The 1,459-nt window shown below is 55.0% G+C and carries 1 protein-coding gene and 1 pseudogene; both read left to right on the top strand.

Going from position 1 to position 1,459, the window contains the following annotated elements; all coding sequences use genetic code 11:
- On the top strand, positions 1–1,103 hold a 1,103-nt coding region (locus Q0095_RS04640; RefSeq protein WP_297881808.1), incomplete at its 5' end, for an AIR synthase related protein.
- A gap of 3 nt (positions 1,104–1,106) precedes the next feature.
- Positions 1,107–1,459, top strand: a pseudogene (locus Q0095_RS04635) (hypothetical protein); the annotation flags it as partial.

Below are 1,459 nucleotides of genomic sequence, written 5' to 3'. Positions count from 1 at the left end.
AGCCTCTTAGCGAGGCAGCGCCCGTGCTGGATCGCCCGATAAAAGAGCCTGCATATATGGCGCAGATCGCGCAACAAAATTTATGCGGTTGCGGTGCAAGCGAGCGCGAGTTGGAAGCGGCGTTTGATAAAATTTTTGAGGACCCCGAAGTGCTAAATAAATCCTACATCTACGATCAATACGACGCTAACGTAGGGCTAAACTCCGCCAAGCGTCCCGGCATGCTGGGCGCTGCGGTGCTGCGCGTTAAGCAAAACGGCGTAAAGCTTGCTATGGCTGCGGACTGCAACACGCGGATGAATTACGTCCATCCTCGCATAGGCGCGGCGCTCGCGGTAGCTTCGGCGGGGCGAAAGGTCGCTATGAGCGGCGCGACGCCTCTAGCCATCACCGATTGCCTAAACTACGGCAATCCGCAAAATCCCGAGGTTATGTGGCAGTTCGCGCAGGGCTGCGAGGGGATCAAGCAGGCTTGTGCCGCGCTAAATACTCCGGTCATCAGCGGCAACGTAAGCCTTTATAACGAAACGGGCGGCGTTAGCATCCAGCCCACTCCCGCGATCGTATGCGTGGGAACGAATGAGGGCGAGATCATCCCTAGCGATTTTTGCGCTAGCGGCGTGAGCGTCTATCTGGTAGGCGATACGAAGGGCGTATTTGCGGGTTCGCTTTATATGAAAGCGGTGGAAAATCGCGTCGCAGGCAGCCTGCCCGAGCTAAATTTAAAGGCAGAGCGCGCGCTGTGGGACTTCGCGATAGAAGCAGGCAAGAGCGGGGTTTTGGAATTTGCAAACTCCGTAGGTATCGGCGGCGTGGCGATTACGCTTGCGAAGATGGCGTGCGTAGGCGGCGTAGGCGGCGAGTTTGAGATGAGTTGCGATGATAGCAGAGATATTTTCGACGAGAGCTTTTCGCGCGCGATTTTCGGCGTCCGCGACGAGGCGAAATTTAAAGAGCTGGCCGCAAAATACGGGCTAAGCTTAATGCGCCTAGGCATCAGCGGCGGCGAAGTGTTTCGCATAAATTCCGTCTCTAAAAATCTAAAGGCGCTAAAAGAAATTTACTTCGGCGAGTTTGCTAAGATCGTAAAGAGCGAAGACTAGCGCGTGCTTAGCATCATATTTCTTTTAATCGCGCTGTATATTTTCGCGCAGATCGGCGGGGCTCTCGGCAACTCCGGCTATCGCGGCAAGGCGCGAATGCAGCTAGCAGAGGCTAAAATTTTAGTAGCACTTCTAGCCAAGGTCGCCAAAAGCGACGGGTACGTAAGCGAGTCCGAAGCTGCGATGATAAGCGAAATTTTGGACGATTTGGTGCGCCAAATGGGCGCCGGCGAGCGCGAACGCGAGGCGCTGAAGCTCGTTTATAAGCTCGAGAAAGAAAACCTCTCAAACGTGCGCGAGCTCGCCGAAAAATATAACCAAACCTACCGCCCAAGCCCGAGCCGCAAAACGGGGCT

Source organism: uncultured Campylobacter sp. (assembly GCF_938045535.1).
In the GTDB taxonomy this organism is placed as follows: Bacteria; Campylobacterota; Campylobacteria; order Campylobacterales; family Campylobacteraceae; genus Campylobacter_B.
The sequence above is the reverse complement of the archived record's forward strand: the minus strand, read 5'-3'. Positions and strand labels throughout refer to the sequence as shown.